This is a genomic window from Streptomyces sp. WMMB 322 (assembly GCF_900090145.1).
Lineage (GTDB): Bacteria > Actinomycetota > Actinomycetes > Streptomycetales > Streptomycetaceae > Streptomyces.
The window spans coordinates 49,206-70,227 of sequence record NZ_FMHI01000023.1 but is presented as its reverse complement, the minus strand read 5'-3'; the positions used below and the strand labels follow the sequence as shown (position 1 = coordinate 70,227).

Annotated in this window: 16 protein-coding genes; 8 read left to right on the top strand and 8 right to left on the bottom strand. The window is 73.2% G+C overall.

What is annotated here, in order from left to right:
- Window positions 1-243 precede the first annotated feature (243 nt).
- Entirely contained in the window at window positions 244-2,715 is a 2,472-nt protein-coding gene (locus H180DRAFT_RS26985; RefSeq protein ID WP_055488765.1) for a right-handed parallel beta-helix repeat-containing protein, read from the top strand.
- Here the strand turns inward: H180DRAFT_RS26985 and H180DRAFT_RS26980 are convergent.
- Window positions 2,685-5,090 (bottom strand): hypothetical protein, encoded by a 2,406-nt coding sequence (locus H180DRAFT_RS26980; RefSeq protein WP_074467034.1) that lies wholly within the window; start codon window positions 5,088-5,090, stop codon window positions 2,685-2,687. The two genes, H180DRAFT_RS26985 and H180DRAFT_RS26980, sit on opposite strands and share 31 nt — an antisense overlap.
- Before the next feature lie 288 nt (window positions 5,091-5,378).
- On the opposite strand from H180DRAFT_RS26980, the gene H180DRAFT_RS26975 reads away from it, so the two are divergent.
- Together H180DRAFT_RS26975 and H180DRAFT_RS26970 are read left to right on the top strand one after the other, a co-directional pair.
- Window positions 5,379-6,251, top strand: coding sequence for a DeoR/GlpR family DNA-binding transcription regulator (locus H180DRAFT_RS26975; RefSeq protein WP_055488763.1), 873 nt, complete (start codon window positions 5,379-5,381; stop codon window positions 6,249-6,251).
- A 145-nt stretch (window positions 6,252-6,396) separates the two neighbouring features.
- Window positions 6,397-7,191 carry an arylamine N-acetyltransferase family protein gene (locus H180DRAFT_RS26970; protein ID WP_055488762.1) on the top strand — a complete coding sequence of 265 codons (795 nt, stop codon included), beginning with the start codon at window positions 6,397-6,399 and terminating at the stop codon, window positions 7,189-7,191.
- Window positions 7,192-7,235: 44 nt separating this feature from the next.
- Here the strand turns inward: H180DRAFT_RS26970 and H180DRAFT_RS26965 are convergent, their stop codons facing one another.
- Window positions 7,236-8,417: a PLP-dependent cysteine synthase family protein gene (locus tag H180DRAFT_RS26965; protein ID WP_074467028.1), complete on the bottom strand. Its 1,182-nt coding sequence runs from the start codon at window positions 8,415-8,417 to the stop codon at window positions 7,236-7,238.
- Window positions 8,418-8,543: 126 nt separating this feature from the next.
- Between H180DRAFT_RS26965 and H180DRAFT_RS26960 the strand changes: the two genes are divergently transcribed.
- Window positions 8,544-8,855 (top strand): hypothetical protein, encoded by a 312-nt coding sequence (locus H180DRAFT_RS26960; protein ID WP_055488760.1) that lies wholly within the window; start codon window positions 8,544-8,546, stop codon window positions 8,853-8,855.
- 176 nt (window positions 8,856-9,031) lie between these two features.
- Entirely contained in the window at window positions 9,032-9,613 is a 582-nt protein-coding gene (locus tag H180DRAFT_RS26955) for an ATP-binding protein (RefSeq protein ID WP_079100443.1), read from the top strand.
- A gap of 273 nt (window positions 9,614-9,886) precedes the next feature.
- Here H180DRAFT_RS26955 and H180DRAFT_RS26950 read toward each other — a convergent pair whose 3' ends face one another.
- From H180DRAFT_RS26950 to H180DRAFT_RS26940, 3 genes are all read right to left on the bottom strand, one after another.
- Window positions 9,887-10,270 carry a PPOX class F420-dependent oxidoreductase gene (locus tag H180DRAFT_RS26950; RefSeq protein WP_055488759.1) on the bottom strand — a complete coding sequence of 128 codons (384 nt, stop codon included), beginning with the start codon at window positions 10,268-10,270 and terminating at the stop codon, window positions 9,887-9,889.
- A 134-nt stretch (window positions 10,271-10,404) separates the two neighbouring features.
- Window positions 10,405-10,941: a GNAT family N-acetyltransferase gene (locus H180DRAFT_RS26945; RefSeq protein ID WP_055488758.1), complete on the bottom strand. Its 537-nt coding sequence runs from the start codon at window positions 10,939-10,941 to the stop codon at window positions 10,405-10,407.
- A 13-nt stretch (window positions 10,942-10,954) separates the two neighbouring features.
- Complete coding sequence (locus H180DRAFT_RS26940) at window positions 10,955-12,187, bottom strand: ROK family protein (protein ID WP_055488757.1); 1,233 nt, start codon at window positions 12,185-12,187, stop codon at window positions 10,955-10,957.
- 17 nt (window positions 12,188-12,204) lie between these two features.
- On the opposite strand from H180DRAFT_RS26940, the gene H180DRAFT_RS26935 reads away from it, so the two are divergent.
- Window positions 12,205-13,479 carry an MFS transporter gene (locus tag H180DRAFT_RS26935; RefSeq protein WP_074467027.1) on the top strand — a complete coding sequence of 425 codons (1,275 nt, stop codon included), beginning with the start codon at window positions 12,205-12,207 and terminating at the stop codon, window positions 13,477-13,479.
- Window positions 13,480-13,518: 39 nt separating this feature from the next.
- On the opposite strand, the gene bglX is transcribed toward H180DRAFT_RS26935, so the two are convergent.
- Window positions 13,519-15,837: a beta-glucosidase BglX gene (gene bglX / locus H180DRAFT_RS26930; protein ID WP_302622461.1), complete on the bottom strand. Its 2,319-nt coding sequence runs from the start codon at window positions 15,835-15,837 to the stop codon at window positions 13,519-13,521.
- A 281-nt stretch (window positions 15,838-16,118) separates the two neighbouring features.
- Here bglX and H180DRAFT_RS30005 point away from each other — a divergent pair, with 281 nt between their 5' ends.
- Window positions 16,119-16,493 (top strand): DUF6332 family protein, encoded by a 375-nt coding sequence (locus H180DRAFT_RS30005; RefSeq protein ID WP_055488755.1) that lies wholly within the window; start codon window positions 16,119-16,121, stop codon window positions 16,491-16,493.
- Between the two features lie 291 nt (window positions 16,494-16,784).
- Here the strand turns inward: H180DRAFT_RS30005 and H180DRAFT_RS26920 are convergent, their stop codons facing one another.
- A complete protein-coding gene (locus H180DRAFT_RS26920; protein ID WP_368073149.1) occupies window positions 16,785-18,230 on the bottom strand; it encodes a geranylgeranyl reductase family protein in 1,446 nt (481 codons plus the stop codon).
- Window positions 18,231-18,433: 203 nt separating this feature from the next.
- On the opposite strand from H180DRAFT_RS26920, the gene H180DRAFT_RS26915 reads away from it, so the two are divergent.
- Window positions 18,434-19,831, top strand: a complete 1,398-nt coding sequence (locus H180DRAFT_RS26915; RefSeq protein ID WP_055488754.1) for a dipeptidase — start codon at window positions 18,434-18,436, stop codon at window positions 19,829-19,831.
- Window positions 19,832-19,913: 82 nt separating this feature from the next.
- Here the strand turns inward: H180DRAFT_RS26915 and H180DRAFT_RS26910 are convergent, their stop codons facing one another.
- Window positions 19,914-20,957, bottom strand: coding sequence for an NUDIX hydrolase (locus H180DRAFT_RS26910; RefSeq protein ID WP_055488753.1), 1,044 nt, complete (start codon window positions 20,955-20,957; stop codon window positions 19,914-19,916).
- Window positions 20,958-21,022 lie beyond the last annotated feature (65 nt).

The following is a 21,022-nucleotide window of genomic DNA, read 5'->3' as shown; positions in this document are numbered from 1 at the left end:
CCCGCCCGGTCTCCTGCCCGGTTTCCGGGCTCCGGGATCCCGCCCCCGGGTGTACCCGCACCGGGTGTGCCCGCACCGTGAGGCCGTGCCGCCCGGACGCGCGTACAGCGGTCGCACGGTGGTCCCCGGGCGCCCGAAGTGCGGACACGTGAATGCGCCGCTCCCGGCGCACGCTACGGTGGTGCCTCCCCGGCGCGCATATCAACGCGCCACCGGAACTTCGAGGTTGGGGCACAACTGTCCATGGCACAGGGCTCGGTGCAGGTGACGCACGCCGGTACGTCGCGGTGGCGGCGCCGCACGGGAGAGTACGGCTCTCTCGCGGCCGCCGTGGAGGCCGCAACCGACGGAGATGTGATCACTGTTGCTCCCGGCACATACCGGGAGAACCTGGTGCTGGAGCGCACCGTCACCCTTCGCGGCCCCGAGCGTGGCGCCTCGGGATCCGTCCGCATCGCCCCCTCCGAGGGCGTCGCCGTGACCGTGCGGTCTTCGGCCGTCGTGCAGCACCTCCAGATCGAGGCGCAGGACGCCACCTCCCCCGCGCTGCTGGTCGAGGACGGAGCCGCGGAGCTGAACGGACTGCGGGTGATGACGCGTTCGGCATCCGGCATCGAGGTGCGCGGAGGCGCCCGCCCGACGGTGCGCCGCTGCACCGTCGACAACCCGGCCGGGACGGGCATCACCGTCACCGGCGGCGCCGGCGGCGTGTACGAGGAGTGCGAAATCGTCTCGGCGGGACAGTCGGGCATCTCCGTGCGCGACGGCGCCCATCCGCGCCTGGAGCGCTGCAGTATCCACCACGCGACGGGCGCCGGGCTGCTGCTGCACGGCGACGGCAGCGCCGCCGAGGCCGTCGGCTGTGAGGTGTACGAGATCAAGGGCAGCGGTGTGCAGGTCGTCTCCCGTGCGACGGGTCACCTCACCGACTGCCGGGTCCATCGCACGTCGGCCGACGGCGTGACCCTGGACACCGACGCGGTCCTCACGCTCGCCGACTGCGACATCCACGACATCCCCGAGAACGCCCTGGACCTGCGCGCCCGTTCGGTTCTCACCCTCACCCGCTCCACGGTGCGCCGCTTCGGCCGCAACGGCTTGTCGGTGTGGGACCCGGGCACCCGCGCGGACGCCAACAGCTGTGAGATACATGAGAGTACGGGCGACTATCCGGCGGTGTGGATCAGTGACGGCGCCAGCGTGGTACTGGATTCCTGCCGCGTGCACACCGTCCCGGACGCACTGTTCGTCCTCGACCGCGGCTCGCGTGCCGACGTCGTCGACAGCGACCTGACCCAGGTCCGCGGCACCGCGGTCTCGGTGAGCGACGGGGCGGCCGTGCAGCTCGACGACTGCCGCATCCGGGAGGCTGCAACGGGCGCGTGGTTCCGCGACCACGGCAGCGGGGGCACGGTCGCCAACTGCACCGTCGACGGGGTCGCGACGGGCTTCATCGTCACCAAGGGAGCCGACCCGGGCATCGAGAGGTGCACCGTCACCTCCCCCTCCGAGGCCGGTTTCTACGTCTCCGCCGACGGCCGCGGCACCTTCCACGGCTGCCGGGTCAGCGGATCGCAGGGATACGGTTTCCACGTCATCGACGGCTGCCGCACCACGCTCCGGCGGTGCCGTACGGAGCGGTGCGCGCGGGGCGGCTTCGAGTTCGCGGAGAAGGGCCCCGAGGTCGAGGACTGCAGGAGCGACGACAGCGCCGTCGTCGCGGCGCCCGGAGACGCGTCCTCGTCCGCTCCCGCGGCCAAGGCTCCCGCCGAGGACGCCACCTTGGGCGAAACGGCGGTCCCTGCGGGCCTGTTGCCGGCGAAGGCGGCGGCCCCGCAGCAGCCCGCGAAGGCGCGGCAGGACCCCGCTCCGGGTGAGGAGGCACAGCCCTCCGCCCTGCCGGCCCGGCCCGCTCAGGAGGTCCTCGGCGAACTGGACACCCTGGTGGGCCTGGACAGCGTCAAGCGTGAAGTGCGGGCGCTCACCGACATGATCGAGGTGGGGCGCCGCCGTCAGGAGGCCGGGCTCAAGGCCGCCTCCGTCCGACGGCATCTGGTCTTCACCGGCTCCCCCGGCACCGGCAAGACGACCGTCGCCCGCCTGTACGGGGAGATTCTGCACTCCCTCGGCGTCCTCGAGCGGGGTCATCTGGTGGAGGTATCCCGCGTCGACCTCGTCGGCGAGCACATCGGCTCCACGGCGATCCGCACCCAGGAGGCCTTCGACCGTGCGCGGGGCGGGGTGCTCTTCATCGACGAGGCATACGCGCTCTCCCCGGAGGACGGCGGCCGGGACTTCGGCCGCGAGGCCATCGACACCCTGGTGAAGCTGATGGAGGACCACCGCGAGGAAGTGGTCGTCATCGCCGCGGGATACACCGCGGAGATGCAGCGCTTCCTCGCCGTCAACCCCGGTGTCGCATCCCGCTTCTCACGCACGATCACCTTCGGCGACTACACGCCGGAGGAACTGCTGCGGATCGTGGAACAGCAGGCCGAGGAGCACGAGTACCACCTGGGCGAGGCCGCGACCGAAGCGCTGCTGAAGCACTTCACGGCCCTGCCCAAGGGCCCCTCGTTCGGCAACGGGCGAACGGCGCGGCAGACGTTCGAGTCGATGGTCGAGCGGCACGCGGGCCGGGTGGCGCAGCTGTCCGACCCGAGTACCGAGGACCTCACCCTCCTCTACGAGGACGACCTTCCCGGGTCCGTCTGAGCGCCCGCGCCCTCCCCGTCCGCCCCGTCCTCTCCGGCGTCCCCGGGCGTGCCCTGACGCGGCAGGTCCGCCGCGGCACGCTCGTCCGCGCCTGCGTGCACGGGGCCGGGTGCGGGGCCGGACTCGCGCTGTCGCAAGCTGAGCAGCAGCAGGTTTCGCTCCTCGTCGAAGACGGGGTCGGCCTGGTACTCGCCGTGGCCGAGGATGGGGGCGGGCAGCGGGTGCCGGAGAGTCCGGCCGTATTCGAGGGGGTCGACGAGCGGACCGCGGTCGATGGCCGCGCCCCCGTCGACGCGGACCGGCCCGCCGATGGGGTCGGTCACGCGCCACAGGTTCCGCCAGCGGTCCACCTGCTCGTGCAGGTCCTGGAGTTGACGCGGCCCGAAGTAGGCGGGGAACCAGCGCCCGTAGAGCCTCTCCAGAGGTGAGCCGTACGTGAGGAGCGCGACCTGCCGGCGCGTGACACGGTCGAGGTGCCAGACCGCTGCCGCTGCCAGCACGCTGCCCTGTGAGTGCCCGGAGATCACCAGTCGCCCGCCGGTCTGCTCCGTCCATGTGGCCATCCGCCAGGCCAGGTCGGGCACGGCGCGTTCCGCGTAGCAGGGCGGGGAGAACGGGTGTGCCGCGCGGGGCCAGAACGTGCCGACGTCCCACAGGATGCCGATGGTCCGGCGTGCCGACGGGTCGCGGTAGGCGCGGCGTGCCCAGGTGAGGAAGAGGACGAAGGCGAAGCCGATCAGCCACGAGCCGAGCGCCTGGACGGTGTCGGCGAATCCGTCGACGACGGCGGCCTGTCCGTCCGCGGCGCGTCCCGGAACCTCACCGGTGAGCCACGCCCCGAGCACGCCGGCGCCGCCGAGGAGCAGCGTTATGGCCGCGGCGGCGCCCACCAGCCACGGCGTGGCGTCGGTGAGGGCGGCACGGGCGACGACGGAGGCGATGCGGCGCGAACGGGAGGCGTCGTGGCGGGCGCCGGGGTAGGAGCGTTCCACCTCGTCGGTCATCTTCCGGCTGCGGCGGGAGACTTGGAGGAGGAACCACAGCAGCAACAGGAGCACCACGCCGAGCATGACGGGAATGGCGGAGGACTGCCAGGTCAGCAGTACCGGCGGCCCCTCGATGAGGCCGTTGCCCATGCCGGGGGTGCCCGGGCCGTCGAGCCAGTCGCCGACGCGTTGCGTCACGCCGCCGGACATCACGCCCCCCAGCGCGCACGCGAGCATCGCGACGGAGGCGGAGCCCAGGCCCTTCAGCGCGGTGCGCCCCTCGGGGTGCCGGCGGTGGAGCACGATGCCGAGCACGCCGATCGCCGCCACCAGGACTCCTTGGGCGACGACCAGTACGGCGAAGGCCTCGTCGCCCGGCGGTCCGCCGCCGCGGGAGACCCACCGCGGCCTCGACCACGAGGCGTGCACGGCAGCCAGCAGCAGCACGCCGGCGCTGATGCCCGGAAGCGCCCGCACCGTGATCCTGTCCAGGGCGTCGTCCGGTTCGCTCTCCTTGCGGCCGCGACGGCACACGACGTACAGCACCCACGCCGCACACCCCACGACGAGGATCTGCGTCAGCCAGCCGACCGTGTCGAGTGCGGTGCTGCCGCCGGCTGTGCGGTCGTAGCGGGTTGTGGCGGCTGCGAGTGCGGCGGCGACCGTGAGGAGCCCGGCGGCGGTGTGCGCCGCACGCAGCCGCGCAACGAGCCGCTTGCCGTACCAGAACCCCGGCAGGCACAGCGCCGGTCGGTGCCGGGCCTCACGGTCGTACTCGTCGACGGGGCGGCGCAGCGGGGGCTGCGATTCGTACGCCGCCCAGGTGCGGTGCGAGAGCCACCACAGCAGCAGTGTCAGCACGGCGGGCACCGCCGCGGCCAGCGCCAGGCGGCGGCCCGGCTGGCTCCACCAGCCGCCCTCACCGGAGGGGCCCTGCGCCATGAAGCCCAGCCAGGAGCGCTCTGCGGCACACCCGGTGGAGCCCGCGCACTGCCAGGCGACAAGGTCCAGCGCCACCTCGCAGGCGGCGGCGACGAGCAGCACGGTGAGGCTGAGGGCCACCAGACGCACCAGCACGCCGTGCAGACGCGCGAGCACGAGCCGGGGGCCGTAGTCGGCCGGTCGCATCCAGTGGGCGAGGTTCGCGACCATGAAGGGCAGCAGCATCAGCCACAGGGCGCGGGCACCGTTGCCGGAGGTCAGGTTGGACCAGGAGTACGCCTCGGGAACCGGCTTGTCCGCGTAGTCCTGCGGCCGGGTCTCGGCGTCGACGTCGTCTCTGCGCCGGTAGACGGCCGCGGTCAGGTCGCCGGTGACCCGTTCGATGCTCGGGTCGCCGAGCATCTCCTGGGGTGTGGTGCCGCCCACCCCGTGCACGAGCAGTTCCAGATTCGGGCCCGGCCCCGGCGGGGGCTCAACTCCCGACTCTCCCGGGGTGGTTCGTGCGGCTGCCGCACCGGACTCGTCGTACCCGTCGCCGTACTCGGCCGTCTGCAATTCTGCGCTCCCCCGGGAAGTTGCGTCCTCCTGATCTCCCTCCAGCATCCTGCCCGCGGGCGGGCGGCCATGACCGTCCACACACAAGCAACGCGAAATCGTGACGTGGGCTCCCGCTCCGGCGGGTGGGAGGATGGCCGGGCAGGTACGCGGCGGCACGCGAAGGGACGGCGGCACACGGTGGAGACGGCGGGCGACAACCAGAATCTGCTCGCGGAGCAGCGGCGTGCGCTCATCCTGGAGGAGCTGCGCGAACGCGGCGGTGTCCGGGTGAACGAACTGACGCGGCGGCTGATGGTCTCGGACATGACGATCCGCCGCGACCTGGACGTGCTCGCCCGCCGCGGCACCCTGGAGAAGGTGCACGGCGGCGCGGTGCCCCTCGCGGAAGCGAGCACGCACGAGCCGGGCTTCGAGGCCAAGTCGTCGCTGGAGCAGTCGGCGAAGGAGGACATCGCCCGTGCCGCGGCGGTGCTGGCGAAGCCCGGCAGCGCGATCGCGCTGTCCGGCGGCACGACGACGTACGCGCTGGCGCAGCGGCTCACCGAGGTGCCGGACCTGACGGTGGTCACCAACTCGGTGCGCGTCGCGGACGTCTTCCATGCCGCGCAGCGCCGCACGCCGGCCGGGTCGCGCCCGGGCACGGGTGCCGCGACGGTGGTCCTCACCGGTGGTGTGCGCACGCCCTCCGATTCACTTGTCGGCCCCGTCGCCGACGCGGCGATCCGCACGCTCCACTTCGACGTGCTCTTCCTCGGGGTGCACGGCATATCCACCGAAGCGGGCCTGTCGACCCCGAACCTGGCGGAGGCCGAGACGAACAGACATCTCGTCGGTTCCGCGCGGCGAGTTGTCGTGGTCGCGGACCACACCAAGTGGGGGACGGTTGGGCTGAGTTCGTTCGCGTCGCTGGAGGAGGTCGGCACGCTCGTCACCGACGGCGGTCTGCCGCACGAGGCCCGGGACCGGGTACGCGAACACATCAGGGAACTGGTCGTCGCGGACGGGCGGCCGGCAGGCGCAGAGAGCGGGCAGCCGGCGTCCGAGGGCTGACGGGGGACTCCGAGGGGCGGGGAGGAGCCTCCGCCCGCAGGGCCCGCAGCCGCGCTCGCCTCGGGCGTCGCCGCTGCCGTGCAGGCCGCGGGACGTACTTCCCTCGCCCGATGTGCCCGGCCGGACCGGCTGGCATAACTGAGACATGGACGACCTGCACATCGGCCCCTCACGTACCGACGAATACCTCGCCCGCATCGGTGCACCGCGCCCGGCGCGGGCCGACGCGGATTCGCTGCGGAACCTGCACCGCAGCCACCTGCTCACCGTCCCGTTCGAGAATCTGAGCGTGCACCTGGGCGAGGACATCGTGCTGGAGGCGGAGACGCTGACCGGCAAGGTGGCCGTGAACCGCCGCGGGGGCTTCTGCTACGAACTCAACGGCGCCTTCGCCGCCCTCCTCACCGCCCTCGGCTACCCGGTGACGCTCATGGCGGCGCGGGTCTTCGGCGGGGACGGGCTGCCCGGTCCGCTCTTCGACCACCTCGCGCTGCGCGTGGAGACACCGCGGCCGTGGCTGGTGGACGTCGGCTTCGGGCGGCACAGCGAATATCCGCTGCGTCTGGACCGGCGCGGCGAACAGGCCGATCCCGGCGGGACCTTCCGCATCCTGGAGACCCCGCAGGGCGATCTGGACGTCCACCGGGACGGCGTTCCGCAGTACCGCCTCGAACAGCGTCCCCGCGCGCTCGCCGACTTCGAGCTGGGCTGCTGGTGGAACCGCACCTCACCCAAGTCGCACTTCACGCGCTCTCTCGTGTGCTCGCTGCTCACGGAGACCGGCCGGGTCACCCTGAGCGGCCGGACCCTGACGGTGACCGAGGGCGGGGACCGGCGCGAGGAGGAACTGCCCGAGGACGCGGTGCTCGCCGCCTACCGCGAGCACTTCGGCATCGTCCTGGACCGCCTTCCGGCCCTGAGGGGCGCCGCGGAGAGCTGAAACCGGCCGGAGCAGCCCGGAGCCCCGCAACCCCCGGGGCCCCGTCAGCCGGTCCAGTCGCCCGTCGCCAGGAAGGTCTCGAGGGTCCGGGCGTACGGGGCGATGTCGAGGCCCTGCTCGGCGAGCCAGTCGTCCGAGTAGTACTTGTCGAGGTAACGGTCGCCCGGATCGCAGATCAGCGTGACGACACTGCCCGTGCGCCCCTCGCCGGCCATTTCCGAGACGATCTTCAGGGCGCTCCACAGCCCGGTCCCCGTGGAACCGCCCGCGCGCCGCCCCATGGTGCGCTCCAGGGTGCGCAGCGCGGCCATGGCGGCGCCGTCGGGGACCTTCATCATGCGGTCGATCGCGGAGGGCAGGAAGCTGGGCTCCATGCGGGGGCGGCCGATGCCCTCGATGCGGGAGAAGCCCTCGACGGACGCCTCGTCGTCGCCCCGGAGCCAGCCGTCGAAGAAGCAGGAGTTCTCCGGATCGGGCACGCACACGCGGCTGTCGTACTGCATGTACCGCACGTAGCGGGCGATGGTCGCCGAGGTGCCGCCGGTGCCGGCCGTCGCCACGATCCAGGCCGGTTCCGGGAAGCGTTCGAACTTCATCTGCTCGTAGACGGATTCGGCGATGTTGTTGTTGCCGCGCCAGTCGGTGGCCCGCTCGGCGTAGGTGAACTGGTCCATGTAGTGGCCGCCGGACTCCGCCGCGAGGGCTGCCGAGACCTCGTACACCGAGCGGGGGTCGTCCACGAGGTGGCACCGTCCGCCGTGGAACTCGATGAGCCTGGTCTTCTCACGGCTGGTCGTGCGCGGCATCACCGCGATGAACGGCACCCCGATCAGCTTCGCGAAGTACGCCTCGCTCACCGCGGTCGAGCCGGACGACGCCTCGAAGACGGGCCTGCCGGCGCGGATCCATCCGTTGCACAGCCCGTAGAGGAACAGGGACCGCGCAAGCCGGTGCTTGAGGCTTCCGGTGGGGTGCGTCGACTCGTCCTTGAGGTACAGGTCGATGCCCCAGGTCTCGGGCAGCGGGAAGGACAGCAGATGGGTGTCGGCGCTGCGGTTGCTGTCGGCCTGGACCTTGCGGACCGCGTCCTTGAGCCAGGCCCGGTACTCGGCGTCGCTGCGGTCCACATCGAGGGTGGCCGCGCCGGAGTCCCGGGCACCGGGAGGACTGAGGGAGGGCTGTGCGGGCCCCGGGCCGGATGACGGGGCAGGTTCGGTGGTGCTCACGGGGCCGATGATAGAAGGGCCCCCTGGTGGAGCCCGCAGCTTGCGTGCACACTTCACAGAGGGTATGGGGCGGCCGGCCCGGGGTTTGCCGAATTCCCGGGACCGCGGCGACTGTGGGAGGCGATCGTGGTGGAGCCGGAGTACGACGCGGGCGGGGTCCGGATACGGCGGATGCTCCGCTCACTCACACGTGCGGGTCATGTCCAGGTCCGGGACGGGCAGTTGGTGCTGAAGACCAGCTACGGGAGCGAGATCGACAGCGCTCCGGTCGACGAGGTCCGCATCAGCGGCTACGGCATGCAGGACAGCGCGCTGGCGACGATCAGCGGCACACGCTACGTGCTCCGCTTCGGTCTCGGGCACCGTGCGGGCCTGCTGAACGCGGTGCGCACGGCGCGCGCCAAGGCGGCCGCGGAGCGCGGGGTGCTCGGCGGCTGAAGCGGCGCGGGAGGCGCGGCAGGCGGCCGCCGTGACGTCCCGGGGGCCGCCCGGAGCGGTCTCCCTCGCGTTGCGGGAGACGGGGTGCCGACTCATCCTTGTCGTGTGTCTTCCATCACAAATGTCGCGAATGCCGCTTTGCGCTCCCTGACCGGTGCGTCTGTGGAGCCGTTGCCGTGACCGCCCGTACCACAGGGAGATCACGCACCCACTGCGCGGTCGAGTTCCAGGCACTGCCCTCGCGGATCGGGCAGGTGCGGCGGATCGTGGCTGCGCAGCTGCGTTACTGGCGCCTGGAGTCGCTCGTCGACGCGGCGGCCCTCGGAGTGACCGAGCTGCTCACCAACGTTCACCGGCACACCGGGTCCGACAAGCACTGCAGCGTCGAGATCGTCTTCCGCAGGGATCACCTGACGGTGTCCGTACGGGACCACGATCCGCGTCTGCCGCGGGTGCGCAGCGCCGAACCGGCCGCGACCAACGGCCGGGGGCTCGCACTCATCGCCGCCGTCAGCGCCAGCTGGGGCATGCGTGCGCAGAACGACGGTTCGGGCAAGGTCGTGTGGTTCACGCTGCCGGTCACGTTCGGGACGCCGCCGCAGCGGGCCTCGGCCCTCGCCGGCGCGGGGCCCGACGAGACCGCCCTGCCCGCGCTCGCCGCGGCGGCCGGTGCCGGCGGGGAGCCGGGGAGCACGACGTCCGGGCCGCCGCCCGCGGGCCGGCCGCATACCGATCCCGGCACATCGGCGCATCCCTGAGCGACGCACCGGTCCCCCGCCGGTTCCGGTCCCCCCGGTTCCGGTCCCGGCCCGGTGACGGCGCCCGCCCGGCACACCGGACCGTGCCGCCCTGCGAAAGGGCTGTCTCGCGAAGCGGCTGCGCTCGTTCTCCTTCGCCACCGGGCCTCGCTGGGGCAGGGGCTCCGCCCCGGCGAATTGGACGGCGGTCCCCGTGCCTCCCGGTGAAGCAGCCGAGGGCGCCACACTCCGCAGGCGGGTGCGGGGTGCAGCCGGGCGGCGTCCGGCCCGGCGTCAGAGCGTGACGGCGATCCCGATGTGGGGGCGCCGGCCGAACCTGAGCAGCGCCCCGCCGGAGTCGGTGAGACGGAACTGCCAGCCGTACTTGCGGGCCATCGCCCGGCGCACCCGGTCCAGGCCGCCCTCTTCCGTCATCAGCCTCGCGGTGCCCTCGGCGGGCTGTGCGTCCCCCGCCGTACGGCCGCGCGCGTCGCACGGGGTGACGGTGACGCGGGCGCCGTTGCGGATGCGTTTGACCTTGCCGCTGTCGTCACGGGTCCACACGAGCAGCTCACCTCCGTCCTCGACCGCCCAGACGGGGGTGGCGACGGGCGTCCCGTCGCGTTTGAAGGTCGTGAGGCTGACGTAGCGGCTTGCGGCGATCCGGGATGGCGTCACGTGCCGAGGCTACGGCCCCGGGTGCGAGCGCGCACCGCGGACCCCGAACCGGGCGCCGCCTGTGGCGCGGACGGCTTCCGCCACGTGCGCGACGCCCGGACATCCCGGCCCGGACATCCCGGCCCGGACAGCCCTCAGCCGGCGCCCAGTTCGCGCCGCATGCACACGCGGGGCCAGCGGTCCAGGCCGGCCCGCGCCTCCTCGGCACGGATGCGGCGCAGCCCCGGGGTCAGTTCGTCCCCGGCCAGCACACGGAAGCCGCAGCGCTCGTAGTACGGGGCGTTCCACGGCACTTCGGCGAAGGTGCACAGAGTCAGTGCCGGCACTCCCGCCTCCTGCGCCCGCCGGGCCGCGTGCTCGATCAGTGCCCGTCCGATGCGGCGGTGCGCGCGAGCGGGGTCGACGGAGATCTGCTCGATGTGGACGCTGCCGTCGACGGGTTCGGTCATCGCATAAGCCACCGGTTCGTCCTCGTGGGCCGGTGCTTCGCCGTCGCCGTCCACCGCGACCCACAGACCGCCCGAGTGCGCGTAGCGGCGCAGCACGGGGAGCGGGGGCGGGGCGTCGTCGGCGATCCGGTCCATGCCGAGTGCGCGGAAGAGGCCCCCCGCGGCGCATTCGATCCGCTGAAGGCGCCTCAGGTCCCTCTCGGCGCCGGCTCTGATGCGCACTGCCGTCATTCCGTCATCCCGTCAGCGTCCCCAGCGGATCGTCGAGGACGGGCTGCCAGGCCAGTTCCGCGGCGCCCACGAGGCTGTTGTGCTCGAGCGAGCTGGGCAGCACCGGGACGCTGCCGCTCCTGCCCCACAGGCTGCGGTCGGCGATCACCGAGCGGAGGCGTTCGCCGTCGGTCTCGAGGAGCGTGCGGTGCAGGCCGCCGAGCACGATGCGGTCGGGGTTCAGGATGTTGACGAGTCCGGCGAGTCCCAGTCCGAGCCGGTCGATGAGCGTGCCGACCGCGCCGCGCACGGCGGGATCGCTTCCGTACTCGTTGCCGATCAGCTCCTGGGAGCGTTTCAGCAGGGAGACCTCGGGGCCGGGTTCGCGTCCGGCGGCCTCCAGGAAGGCGAGCGGGTCCGTCTCGACGTCGAGGCAGCCGCGGCTGCCGCAGTGGCAGGGGCGTCCGTCGGGGTCGACGGTCAGGTGGCCGACCTCCAGGGCGAGACCCGAACTGCCCGTGTGCAGGCGCCCGTCCAGGACGAGCGCGCCGCCGACGCCCCGGTGCCCGGTGCCCACGACGAGCAGATGCCGGCCTCCGCGCCCGGCGCCGTGCCGGTGTTCGGCGAGGGCGGAGAGGTTGATGTCGTTGGCGGCGTAGCCGGTCGCGGTGGCGTCCCCGGGCGGACCACCGATGCGGGCCTCGGCCAGTGCGCGGGTGAAGATCTCCCGTACGGGGGCTCCGACCTCCCAGGCGAGGTGCAGCGGGTTGATCGCGGTGCCCTCGGGTTCGGCGACGGCGGAGGGGACGGCCAGGCCCGCTCCGACGCAGCGCCTCCCGGTGCTCTCCAGCAGTCCGGCGCCGGTCTCGACGAGCTCGCCGAGGACCTGCGCCGGGTCGGCCGCGACCGCCCGGCGGACGGGTGCGGTGGCGACGATCCGGCCGCCGAGCCCGACGAGCGCGGCGCGGAAGCCGTCGGCGTGCACCTGCGCGGCCAGTACGACGGGCCCCTCGGGGTCGACCGCCAGCCGGTGGGAGGGACGTCCCTGCGTGCCCGACGCGGCGCCCGGCCGGGAGTCGACCGTGATCAGGCCCAGCGATTCCAGCTCGGCGGCGACGGCTCCGGCGGTCGCCCGCGTCACGCCGAGTTCGGCGGTGAGCGCGGCGCGCGTGGGCGCCCTGCCGGTGTGGACGAGTTCCAGTGCGGGGCCGAGAGCGCTTCGGCCTCGCTCCAGTTTGCTTGTACGCGTCGGGGTCACCCCTCTATTCTCGCTTTGTGCCGACTCTGAACAAAATACGGTCGGTGCTTGCCGGAGCAACGCGGCCCGGCGGTCCCGGCGATGCCGCCTCCCCGCGTCCCGGCCTGCGCCGCCTCCGCATCGCGATCACGGTCTTCTTCGCGCTCGACGGTTTCGTCTTCGCCGGCTGGGTGGTGCGCATCCCCGACATCAAGACGCAGACGGGCGCCTCCCCCGGTGCGCTCGGACTGGCGCTGCTGGGCGTCTCCGCGGGCGGCGTCGTCACGATGATGCTCACCGGACGACTGTGCCACCGCTTCGGCAACCACGCCGTCACCGTCGCCTCGGGAGCGCTGTTCTCGATCGGTGCCGCGCTGCCGCCGCTGACCCACTCGGCCCTGTCCCTCGGTCTCGTCCTGCTCGTGTTCGGGGCAGCCTACGGCGGACTGAACGTCGCGATGAACGCCGCAGCCGTGGACCTGATCGCCGCGCTCGGCCGCCCCGTCATGCCCGGATTCCACGCCGCGTTCAGCCTGGGCGGCATGGCGGGCGCCGGCGTGGGCGGGCTGGTGGCGGGGCAGCTCACCCCGGCACGTCACCTGCTGCTCCTCACGGTGTGCGGACTGCTGGTCACGGCGCTGGCCGGGCGGGTCCTGCTCACCGGCCGCGCTCCCCTCGGCAAGGCCCCGGCACCGGCGTCCGCCCGGCCGGAGGCGGGCACCTCAGACGGCTCACCCGCGCGGACCGGACGCACGAGCGGGCAGCGGCGGCTCGTCCTGGTCCTCGGACTGGTCGCGCTGTGCACCGCGTACGGGGAGGGCGCGCTCGCCGACTGGAGCGCCCTGCACCTCACCGAAGACCTGGGAGCAGGCCCGGGCACGGCCGCCGCCGGCTACTCCGTCTTCGCGCTCGCCATGACCGCGGGCCGCCTGTGCGGGACTTGGATGCTCGAACGCCTCGGCCGGACGCGGCTGCTGACGGCCGGCGGGCTCACCGCCGGCGCCGGCATGCTGCTGGGAGCGCTGGCGCCGCAGGTGCCGCTGGTCCTCACGGGTTTCCTGATCACCGGGCTGGGACTGGCCAACCTCTTCCCCGTGGCCGTGGCCCGGGCGGGCGCCGTCGCGGGCCCGGGCGGTGTGGCCGCCGCCTCCACGCTCGGATACGGCGGAATGCTGATCGGCCCCGTCGCCATCGGCTTCCTCGCCGAGTGGTTCTCGCTCACGGCGGCACTCACCACCGTCGCCCTGCTCGCCGCCGTCGCCGCCGTGGTGGCCCGGTTCGCGGGCACCACGGCGGACGCCGGGGACGAATGACCGCAGCGGGCGGACCCTCCGGCGCCGTCTGCGGGGGGCTCAGGTGAGCGTGAGCGTCGTGGTCAGCTCCGCCTCCGGGCTGCCTCCCGCGTAGATGCCGAACTCCCCTGGCTCGACGACGAATTCACCTGCGGGGTGGTTGGTGTGGAACCCGAGTTCGTCGGCGCCGAGTTCGAAGGAGACCGTGCGGATCTCACCGGGTTCGAGGGTGACCCTCTCGAAGCCGCACAGCCTCCGCACGGGCTGAGCCAGGCTCGCGACCTTGTCGTGGATGTAGAGCTGCACGACCTCGTCGCCCGCGCGGCTGCCTGTGTTCTCGACCTTCACCGTCACGCCGACCGTGCTCCCGCCGTCCCGTACCGTCTGCGCGCTGAGGCTCTGCTCGCTCAGCCGCAGCTGCGAGCAGGCGAAGGTGGTGTAGCTCAGTCCGTACCCGAAGGGGAAGAGCGGACCGTGCGCCAGGTCGAGGTACTTGGAGGTGTAACCGTCGTCCGCGTCGTAGGGACGGCCGGTGTTCTCGTGCGCGCAGTACTCGGCGACCGCCCCCACGGCGCGCGGGAAGGTCGCCGGGAGCTTGCCGCCCGGGTTGACCTTGCCGAAGAGGACGTCCGCGACGGCGTTTCCGCCCTCCAGCCCGGGATGCCAGCCCACGAGAACCGCGGACGCGTGCTCCACGACGCCGGAGAGCACCAGCGGCCGTCCCGCGAGGACCACCACGACCAGCGGCTTCCCGGCTGCGGCCACCCTGCGGATCAGCTCCTCCTGGACTCCGGGCAGGGTGATGTCGCTGCGTGACGCGGCCTCTCCGCTGTGGCTCGCCTTCTCCCCGACGACCACGACGACGGCGTCCGCCGCCCGTGCCGCCGCCTCGGCCCCGTCGAAGCCCCCGGTGTCCGGTCCGGTGACGTCGCATCCGCGCGCGAAGGCGACCTGAGCGTCCGGCACGGCCTGCTTCACGCCCTCCAGCACGGAGACCGCGGGGAACCTCAGCGCACCGGGACCGGCCCAGGTGCCGTGCAGCTCCCGCGTGTCGTCGCCGAGGGGACCGATGACGGCGACGGACGGGGTGTCCGTGCCCAGCGGGAGTGTGCCGCCGTCGTTCTTGAGCAGCACCGCGCAGCGGGCCGCGGTCTCGCGGGCGTGCCCGCGCGCTGCCCGGGTGGGCTCGGCGATCTCGCGGTCCTCGTCCGTGTACGGGTTCTCGAAGAGGCCCAGGCGCATTTTGACGCGGAGGATGCGGGTGACGGCGTCGTCGAGCCGCTGCCGTTCGATGCGGCCGGCCTCCAGCAACTCCTCGCCGTTGTCGGCGTACGTCGTGCTGACCATCTCCATGTCGACGCCCGCGCCCAAAGCGAGAGCCGCGGCGTCCGCCCCGTCGGCGGCCACCCCGTGCGGAATCAGCTCCTGCACCCCGTTGTAGTCGCCGACCACGAAGCCGTCGAAGCCCAGTTCCTCGTGGAGGATGCCGGTGAGGGTGTGCCGGTTGGCGTGCGCCGGGACGCCGTTGACGGTGTTGAAGGCGGCCATCACCGTGGCCACACCCGCGTCGACGGCCGCTTTGAACGGCGGCAGAGCGATGTCTCGCAGCCGCCTCTCGGAGATGTCCACCGTGTTGTAGTCCCGGCCGCCCTCGGGGAAGCCGTACCCCACGAAGTGCTTGGCGCACGCGGCGATCCGGCCCTCTGCCGAGTAGTCCTCGCCCTGGTAGCCCCGCACCTTCGCCGCCGTCAGACGGGCCGTCAGGTAGGGGTCTTCGCCGCTGCCCTCGGCGACGCGGCCCCAGCGCGGCTCACGGCTCACGTCCGCCATCGGCGCGAACGTCCAGTGCACGCCCCACGAGGCGGTCTCCCGGGCGCTCACCTCCGCATCGGCGGTGACCACGGCCGGGTCGAAGGAGGCGCCCTGTGCGAGAGGGACGGGGAAGGTCGTCAGGAAGCCGTGGATGACGTCGAGCCCGAAGACGAGCGGGATGCCGAGGCGTGACTCCTCGACGGCGATGCGCTGGAGGTCGTTGCACTGCTTGGCACCGGTGATGTTGAGGACGGAGCCCAGCCTGCCCTCGGCGGCGGCCTTGCGGGCCAGCTCGTTCTGGGCCTCGCCCGGACCGGTGTCGGGGTTCCAGGTCAGCTGCTGAAGCTGGCCGAACTTCTCCGCCACGGTCATGCGTTCCAGCAGCTCCCGCACGCGCTCCTCGGTCCTCGCGCCGGGCGCCGGGTCCTGCGCCCCGGACGGGGCCGGCGAAGAGGCGGCGGCCGGTGCGGCCTTCGGCGCCGGAAGGGACGTCGACGAGGCGCGCTCCGCGGCTTCCGCCACCGCGGAAGCGTCGAACACGTCGCGACGGCTGAGGTCTCCGGCCACTCGGGTCTCCTTCGGTGTGCCTCATGGGCTGCTCGCATGGATCTTTCCGGGAGGCAGTCAATCCGCCGCTCCATGGGCGGTCAAGGGACGAAAGGGATGCAGGACCGAGTTTTTGGAAGCGCATACATTTCGGGTTCGCGGCCGTCCCGGAACCGGCCGGGAGCCGGTGCGCGTGTGCCTCTGCACGAGCGGGGAAGGAACCCTTCGCCCGTGGCGCACGCGCCGGGGCCACGGCGGGAGACCGGCCGCCGGGAGCAGGAAGACCAACAGGGGGAAATGCGATGAGGGGTCCACGGACTCAGGCCGAGCGGGACGCCCAGACGGTGGAGATCGGCTTCGCGCTGCTGACGGGGCTGGTGATGGCGGGCCTGTGCTTCCTGCTGTTCGCCGGAGTCATGGGGGCCTTGGCCGGCCTGGGCCTGCTCACCCCGTCGGCCGGGCACGCGTGGCTGATGCTCGCCGGGAGCACCTCCGCGACCGTCTTCGTCTGCCGCGTGCTGTACGTACTGATGCGTGCGCCGTCCGGCCGGCTGGGCCCGGAGGCGGACGACGAGGACGGCACGGGGCTGCCGGAGCACACCGGCGCGCACTGCGCGGGCCGCGCGGACGGGACGGGAGACGGGAAGGGCCGGGGCCGGGGAGGCGAGAACGCTTGAGGGCACCGGCCGGTGCGCCCGCCGGTGGCCCTCAGTCGCGCCGGCCGGGGGCGCACCGGTCCCGACTCGTGGGCCGGGGCGACCAGGCGGGCCAGGTCGCAGGCGCCGGGCTCGACCGTCGCGCGGCTCGCATGCGTCCTGGCGGCCGGCGGCGGGACCGGAAGAGGCCGGCGGTCTCCGCGTCGGACAGACCGGTTCCGACGGACCGTACCGACGTCTCGCCGGCACCGCCATGCCGCCGGACAGGAGGCCTGACGAGCCCGGCCACCGCACGAGCAGCCCGGCCTGCCGCTACCGCCGGTCGAGCGCGTTCAGGGCCCGCCGTGCCATCGGCCTCTGCACGACCAGGGCCAGCGAGGTCGCTCCACGCGTGAACTGTGCGAAGACGTTCCAGGCCGGGCGGAAACTGGTGAGCGCCGCGTGCAGCAGACCGGGGCGGCGCGAGAAGACATTGAGCATGCGCCGCCCGACGCCCATCTCCGCTCCCAGGCCGGCCTTGACGGCGAAGGCGTAGTCGAGTGCCTGCCGGCGCACGTCCACCGCGTCGTGCGCCTGCGCCACGCGCACGGCCCACTCCCCCGCCAGCCGGCCGGAGCGCAGCGCGAAGGAGATCCCCTCCCGCGTCCACGGCTCCAGCAGCCCTGCCGCGTCGCCGCAGACCAGCACCCTGCCGCGGGAGAGCGGCGAGTCCTCGGCGCGGCAACGGGTCAAGTGCCCCGAGGAGATGCTCGGTTCGAAGCCGGCCAGCCCGAGGCGGCCGATGAAGTCCTCCAAGTAGCGCTTGGTGGCGGCTCCTTCGCCGCGAGCCGAGATGACGCCGACCGTGAGCGTCTCGCCCTTGGGGAACACCCAGCCGTAACTGCCGGGCAGCGGGCCCCAATCGATGAGCACGCGGCCCGCCCAGTCCTCGGCGACGCTCCGCGGCACCGGGATCTCCACCTCCAGCCCGAGGTCCACCTGCTCCGTCTTCACGCCGACGTGGGCGCCTATGCGGCTGGCGCTGCCGTCGGCCCCGACGACCGCACGGGCGAGCACGGGCTGTTCGTTCCCCGAGAGCACCACGGCGACGGAGCGGCGGTCGGGCACGGAGGTGCCGTGCTGTTCCACCCGCGTCACGGTCACGCCCGTACGCACCCGGGCACCCGCCTTGACCGCGTGCTCGACGAGGGCGGCGTCCAGTTCGGAGCGGTTCACCAGCCCGAAGAGCATGTGCCGGGAGCGCCTGGTGCGCGAGAGCCTGCCGTTGAGCGAGAAGGTCACCGCGTGCACACGGTCGCGGAAGGGCAGGTCGAAGCCGGGCGGCAGCGCGTCGCGCGACGGGCCGATGATTCCTCCGCCGCAGGTCTTGTAGCGGGGCAGCTCGGCCTTCTCCAGCAGCAGCACCCGTCGTCCGGCGACGGCGGCCGCGTATGCCGCCGACGCGCCGGCCGGACCGGCGCCGACGACCACCACGTCCCAGACGTCGTCGTCCTCGGCCGCCGCGCCCGGCAGGCCTTCCCCGGCCGCGGCAGGCTCCGGACCGTCGTCACCGGTGAACTCCGCGGCCCCGCGGGCCTGTTCGTCGCTGCCGATGCCCTCGCCGGCGTCGGCGTCCCCGGCGCCGCGGGATCCGCCGGACCCGCTGGACGCATGCGGACCGCCCTCGCTCCGGGGTGCCGCCGGCCCCCCGGTCCCGGACCCCTCCGCGCTCCCGGCGTCGCTCCGGCCCTCTGCCCCGGCTGCGTCCTCGCTGCTCACGATGTGCTTCCGCTCCGCTCGACCTCGGCTTGGTGTGGCCGCTGGCATCCTACGGCGCCGGTCCTCCGGTCCCCGCTGTGGGAGGATCACCCACAACCCACACGGCACGTTCCCTGCACGTGTGCCCCACACGGGCCACGCATCGGGACGCCGCATCCCTCGGCCACCGCCGACAGCACGACCGCGACCACAAGGAGCGTTCCATGACCCTCACCCCGGCCCGCGGAGATGACAAGGCCGGCGTTTCCGCCGCCGCCATCGCCGCTGCCGTCTCCTCTCTCATGCCGCGGGCACGGACCGAGCTCGCGGAACTCGTCGCCTTCCGCTCGGTGGCCGATGCGGAGCAGTTCCCGAGGAGCGAGTGCGAGGGTGCGGCGCGCCGGGTCGCGGAGATGCTGCGCGCCGACGGCTTCGAGGACGTCGAGGTGTTCGCCACTCCGGACGGCACCGAGTCCGTATACGGCGTGCTGCCCGGTCCGCCGGGCGCTCCGACAGTCCTGCTCTACGCCCACTACGACGTGCAGCCGCCGCTGGACGAAGCCGCCTGGCGCACACCGCCGTTCACGCTGACGGAGCGCGACGGACGCTGGTACGGGCGCGGCGCCGCCGACTGCAAGGGCGGAATCGTCATGCATCTCCTGGCACTTCGCGCGCTGCGTGCCGAGGGAGACCTGCCGGTGACGGTGAAGTTCATCGCGGAGGGGTCGGAGGAACAGGGCACGGACGGTCTTCAGCGGTACGCGGAAGCGCACCCGCGGCTGCTGGCCGCCGACGCGATCCTCATCGGCGACACCGGCAACTTCCGTGCCGGCCTGCCGACTGTGACGGCGTCGCTGCGCGGAATGTGCTCCTTCCAGGTCACCGTGGAGACCATGGAAGGCAACCTGCACTCCGGTCAGTTCGGCGGCGCCGCCCCGGACGCGCTGGCCGCGCTCATCCGCATGCTGGACTCGCTGCGCGACGCCCGCGGCGGGACCGTCATCGACGGTCTGGAGCCGGGCGCGCCGTGGGACGGCATGGAGTACCCCGAGGAGACCTTCCGTGAGGACGCGCGGGTGCTCGACGGCGTGGAGCTGACGGGCACCGGCAGCGTCGCCGACCGGGTCTGGGCGCAGCCCTCCGTGACGCTGCTGGGCATCGACTGCCCGCCCGTCGCCGGCGCGACGCCGTCGGTGCAGGCGAAGGCGCGGGCGTCCGTCAGTCTCCGGGTGCCGCCGGGCGCCGACATGGAGCAGACGGCGCAACTGCTCGTCCGTCACATGGAGTCGCACACGCCGTGGGGTGCGCGGGTGACCGTCGAGGCGACGGGCGAGGGCAGGCCCTTCCGCGCGGACACCGCGAGCCCCGCCTACAAGGCCATGGCCGACGCCCTCGGCGCGGCGTACGACGGGCAGGAGATGCACATCGCGGGCCAGGGCGGCTCGATCCCGCTGTGCGCCACCCTGGCCACGCTCTATCCGCAGGCGGAGATCCTGCTCGTCGGGCTGAGCGAGCCCGCCGCGCAGATCCACGCGGTCGACGAGAGCGTCTCGCCGGAGGAGCTGGAGCGGATGTCCGTCGCGGAGGCCGTCTTCCTCCGGGAGTACGCGCGCCGGGCCTGACCGCGTACGGGGCGGCGTCCCCCGCGCTCAGGGCGCCGGACGCCGCCCCGCCGCCGCACCTCGCCCCGCCCAACGTCCCCCTCTACGCCGCGTCCCGGCCGCCCTGATCGCCGACCGGCACGCCGCCCTCGAGGTAGAGGGGGCGTCCCGTCTCACGTGCCCGCAGCGCGCCGCGCAGCCTCTCCAGCCGTACGGGAGGCAGGAGTTCGGTGGCCTCCGTCTCGGTGACGAAGCGCCAGTCGCGCAGTTCGGCGCCCGGCAGCAGCACACGGTCCGCCTCCGCCGCGGTGAGGCAGCCCCCGTCGAAGAGGAGGCGTATCCCGCCGTAGCCGGGCGGGCGTGGCGGCTCCCAGTCCGTGATGAGCAGCCGGGGGTCCGTCTTGAGTTCCAGGCCCAGTTCCTCGGCGACTTCCCGCACCCCGGCGCGGGCGGGTGCCTCACCGGGTTCGACGACGCCCCCGGGGAACTCCCAGCCCGGCTTGTAGGTCGGGTCGACGAGCAGCACTCTGTCCTGCTCGTCGAAGAGCAGGACTCCCGCGGCGACGGTCTCGGCGGTCGGTTCCGGCGTCTGAACGATCTCCAGGCTCCCGGCGCCCTCGCGCAGCGCGCCTGCCACCTCCTCCGCGGTCTGCCGCGGGGTCAGCCCGGACGTGTCCACGGTGTGCGCGTCGTCGGTGAGCCAGCTCAACGCGGCCCGGTAGGCGGGCAGTTGGCCCTGGCACCAGCTGCGCCCGTGGCGGCCGTCGAGGTCCCCGGACCGGTCGATGCGCATGCGAAGGATCGTTTCATCCGCGTGGAGGAGGACGTGACGGACGGGAATGCGGCGGGCGGCGAGCGACCCGAATATCTCGTCCCGGTACTCCTGCCGCAGCAGCGTCATGGGAACGATGAGCGGCCCGGACACCTCCGTGAGCAGCGCGGCCGCGGTGTCGGCCACCAGGCGCCGCCAGGAGGGAAGCTCCTGGTAGTCGTCGACCTGGGCGAGGCGTTCCTTGGGCAGCATGCATCTGAGCCCCGTGCCGATCAGCTCCGGGTTCCACAGAGTGCTTCCCGGGATGAGTTCCAGAAGTTCGTGCGCCGCGGTGGTCTTGCCCGCGCCGAAGGCGCCGTTGAGCCACACGATCACGGTCGGTCCCCCTCTGCCGTCGCCCCCCGTTTGACGCTGCCCGCTCAACCCTGTCACGGAAACGC